The sequence below is a fragment of the Mesorhizobium sp. M7A.F.Ca.AU.002.02.1.1 genome, from assembly GCF_003998535.1.
GTDB lineage: Bacteria > Pseudomonadota > Alphaproteobacteria > Rhizobiales > Rhizobiaceae > Mesorhizobium > Mesorhizobium ciceri.
The window spans coordinates 1-3,045 of the sequence record NZ_RZPB01000722.1 but is presented as its reverse complement, the minus strand read 5'-3'; the positions used below and the strand labels follow the sequence as shown (position 1 = coordinate 3,045).

The following is a 3,045-nucleotide window of genomic DNA, read 5'->3' as shown; positions in this document are numbered from 1 at the left end:
CCCTTGAGAAGCCGTTTGGGGCAAGTGAAAAAAGCAAATAAAATCATCCTCATAATTTTGACCGCACTGCTTTCACGGGGACCCGTCTCATGATCAAGTCCGAACTTGTGCAGATTATTGCCACGCGCAATCCGCATCTTTTCCTGCGCGACGTCGAAAACATCGTCGGCGCGATCTTTGATGAAATCACCGACGCCCTTGCCGAAGGCAACCGGGTCGAGTTGCGTGGCTTCGGCGCTTTTTCGGTGAAAAATCGTCCCGCGCGCACCGGACGCAATCCGCGCACCGGCGAATCCGTCGAGGTCGAGGAGAAATGGGTGCCGTTCTTCAAGACCGGCAAGGAACTGCGTGAAAGGCTGAACGGCGGCAAGTAGGCGCGACGTCAGCGCCTGACGGCCTTTCGGACAGGCCAGCTTCCGACGGAAAACATCATGTTCAATCGCTTCATCCTCATCGCGATCTTCGTGCCCCTGGCGATCATCCTGATCGCACTCGCTGTCGCCAACCGCGAACTGGTCGCCTTCACGCTGGACCCGTTCAACCCCGGCAATCCGAAGCTGACCCTGACTTTGCCGCTGTTCATCTTCCTGTTCCTGGCGCTCGCCATCGGCATGATCGTCGGCAGTCTGGCTACGTGGGTCAAACAGGGTCGCTATCGCAAGCTGGCGCGCCAGCGCGGCGTCGAAGCCGAGAACCTGCGCCAGGCGGTCAGCCGTGCGCCGGCGGTATCACAAAGCCAGGCACCGGGGTCCGCCCAAGGGGCAGCATTGCCGAAGCCGACCGCTTGAGCCGCCAATCGGCGGTTTTGTCCTCACGGAGTTTTTCATGCTGACCATTTCGGCCGCAGAGGTCGACCATGCGCTGACCTTTCCCGGACTGGTCGAGACGCTGCGCATGGCGTTTCGCGACGGTGCGGTGCAGCCGGTCAGGCATCATCATACGATCGAGCGGCCCGATGGTGCCGCCTCCACACTGCTTTTGATGCCGGCCTGGACCGATCTCAACGCGGCCGGCACGTCGGCCGGCGGTCACGTCGGCGTCAAGATCGTCACCGTGTCGCCCGACAACAATGCCATCGGCAAGCCCGCGGTGATGGGGCTCTATCTTCTGCTCAACGGCGCCACCGGCGAACCCGAGGCCCTGATCGACGGCCAGCGGCTGACACAATGGCGCACCGCCTGTGCTTCGGCGCTTGCGGCCTCCTATCTCGCCCGCGACGATGCCTCGCGGCTGCTTGTGGTCGGCGCCGGCGCGCTGTCGCCCTTCCTCGCCAAGGCGCACTCGGCCGTGCGGCCCATCAAGACCATCCGCATCTGGAACCGCACCCCGGCCAATGCCGAGAAAGTCGCGGCCGATCTGTGCGCCCAGGGCTTCGCGGCCAGTGCGGCAAGCGATCTCGATACGGAGCTTGGGCAGGCCGACATCGTCTCCTCGGCGACGATCACGACCACGCCGTTGATCAAGGGCGCATTGTTGCGGCCGGGAACCCATGTCGACCTGGTCGGCGGCTTTACGCCGACGATGCGCGAGAGCGATGACGATGCGATCAGGCTTGCCCGCGTCTATGTCGACACCCGCGCCGGCGCCACCAAGGAAGCCGGCGACATCGTCCAACCGCTGGCCTCCGGCGTGCTGAAACCGGAAGCCATCGTCGCCGATCTGCACGAATTGGCGCGCGGCCGGAAGAAGGGCCGCGAGAGCGCCGGTGAGATCACGCTGTTCAAGTCGGTCGGAGCGGCACTCGAGGATCTTGCCGCCGGCATTGCCGTCTACAAGGCGCTCACGGCCTAGTTTACCGTTGCACCCATTTCGGCGCCCATCGCCTCGGCGATCACACGAAAATCGTGATCCCCGATTTCAAAAAGGCCAAAGCGAAGCTGATAACCCCAGTTCGACTTGGCCGCGGTGAAGTCCAGCCTGTCGAGCAGCGGCTTGATCGGCGCTTCCTCGGCCTTGGCCCATGCCACATCGCGGCGGAACGGCGTGAAGCCGGCGCCCATATCGCCCTGATAAGGCTCGCCTTCCCGCACGATGCCTATCGCCGTGAAAGCCTGCAGGCCGTCTTTGTCGCCCAAAACAGTGGTCGGCGAATAGTAGACGACGCCATCACCCGGCTTGACGCGACGCAGCGGTGCCGCCTTGCCGTGGTTGACCTGCATGAAGCCGGCTGTGCGACCACGCCGGACATGCTCGGCCGACGCCACCGCTATCCAATACGCGCTCATTTCTGTTCCCCATTGGCCTGTTCCCCGTCGGACAGCCAGTAGACGCGCAGGCGATGATTATCGGGATCGAGCGCGACAAAAGTACGACCGAAATCCATGTCGGTCGGCGTCTGCAGGATCTTCAGCCCGCGCCCGGACCAGTCGGCATGGGCGGCATCGACCGCATCGGGCGTATCCAGCGCAAACACGATTTCGGCGCCACCGCCTGACGTGGCGGCTGCCGGCTCCACCGTATGGCGCGACCACAGGCCGAGCTTGAAGCCGGCATCGAGCACGAACAGCACGAAGGTCGGCGAACTTTCGACCGGCTCACGACCGAGCAGCGCGCTGTAGAAGGCACCGCTCTGCTGCGGCTGGTCGACATAGAGGATGACGAAATTCGGGGTGGCCATATCTGCTCTCCAAGGTTCGGTGTTTCGACTTGACGAACATACGATAGGCTACTGTCAGAATATGGCAGCAGTCATCGCGAACCACGCGGCTTGTCGAGCGTCGTTCGCCATTCCTTGAGCAGCGCCTGGCGACGACGCGGATAGCGCGTGTCCATTGCTTGGAGTTCGGCGATGCGATCGGCGCGAAAATGCCGGAAATCCTGCCGCATCTCGCACCACGCCACCACCACCCGCACCTTGTCGAAGAAGCCCAGCGCAAATGGCCAGACGACGCGCTGGGACACGGCCCCGCCGGCATCGCGGTAGAGAAAGCCGAGCTTGCGCTCGTTGCGGATGGCCTGCCGCACCAGACCAAGATCGATGCCCTCGGTGGCCGCGGCAGGAGGCCCGACCAGCAGTGTGCTCGCGTCAAGATCCTCGCGCAGATC

General features: G+C 63.4%; 6 protein-coding genes. 3 read left to right on the top strand and 3 right to left on the bottom strand.

Annotated elements, in window-relative coordinates; translation table 11 throughout:
* The first annotated feature begins 89 nt into the window (after positions 1-89).
* Genes EN879_RS30135 through EN879_RS30125 form a run of 3 tightly spaced genes read left to right on the top strand, consistent with a single transcriptional unit; the run spans position 90 to position 1,791 of the window.
* Positions 90-374 (top strand): integration host factor subunit beta, encoded by a 285-nt coding sequence (locus EN879_RS30135; RefSeq protein WP_006200394.1) that lies wholly within the window; start codon positions 90-92, stop codon positions 372-374.
* Positions 375-431: 57 nt separating this feature from the next.
* Positions 432-788 (top strand): DUF1049 domain-containing protein, encoded by a 357-nt coding sequence (locus EN879_RS30130; RefSeq protein WP_024502826.1) that lies wholly within the window; start codon positions 432-434, stop codon positions 786-788.
* 37 nt (positions 789-825) lie between these two features.
* Positions 826-1,791: an ornithine cyclodeaminase family protein gene (locus EN879_RS30125; RefSeq protein WP_063169008.1), complete on the top strand. Its 966-nt coding sequence runs from the start codon at positions 826-828 to the stop codon at positions 1,789-1,791.
* Here EN879_RS30125 and EN879_RS30120 read toward each other — a convergent pair.
* The 3 genes from EN879_RS30120 to EN879_RS30110 all read right to left on the bottom strand — a co-directional run.
* A complete protein-coding gene (locus EN879_RS30120; RefSeq protein WP_063169009.1) occupies positions 1,788-2,225 on the bottom strand; it encodes an EVE domain-containing protein in 438 nt (145 codons plus the stop codon). The two genes, EN879_RS30125 and EN879_RS30120, sit on opposite strands and share 4 nt — an antisense overlap.
* Positions 2,222-2,617, bottom strand: coding sequence for a VOC family protein (locus EN879_RS30115; RefSeq protein ID WP_013529579.1), 396 nt, complete (start codon positions 2,615-2,617; stop codon positions 2,222-2,224). Before EN879_RS30115 ends, EN879_RS30120 begins: the two co-directional genes overlap by 4 nt.
* Positions 2,618-2,688: 71 nt before the next feature.
* The coding region (locus EN879_RS30110) for a WYL domain-containing protein (protein ID WP_127274449.1) at positions 2,689-3,045 on the bottom strand (357 nt) is incomplete at its 5' end.

Bases quoted from the DNA above. Each gene is read 5' to 3' on its own strand.
- EN879_RS30135 (WP_006200394.1), top strand. From the start codon at position 90: ATGATCAAGTCCGAACTTGTGCAGATTATTGCCACGCGCAATCCGCAT.
- EN879_RS30130 (WP_024502826.1), top strand. From the start codon at position 432: ATGTTCAATCGCTTCATCCTCATCGCGATCTTCGTGCCCCTGGCGATC.
- EN879_RS30125 (WP_063169008.1), top strand. From the start codon at position 826: ATGCTGACCATTTCGGCCGCAGAGGTCGACCATGCGCTGACCTTTCCC.
- EN879_RS30120 (WP_063169009.1), bottom strand. From the start codon at position 2,225: ATGAGCGCGTATTGGATAGCGGTGGCGTCGGCCGAGCATGTCCGGCGT.
- EN879_RS30115 (WP_013529579.1), bottom strand. From the start codon at position 2,617: ATGGCCACCCCGAATTTCGTCATCCTCTATGTCGACCAGCCGCAGCAG.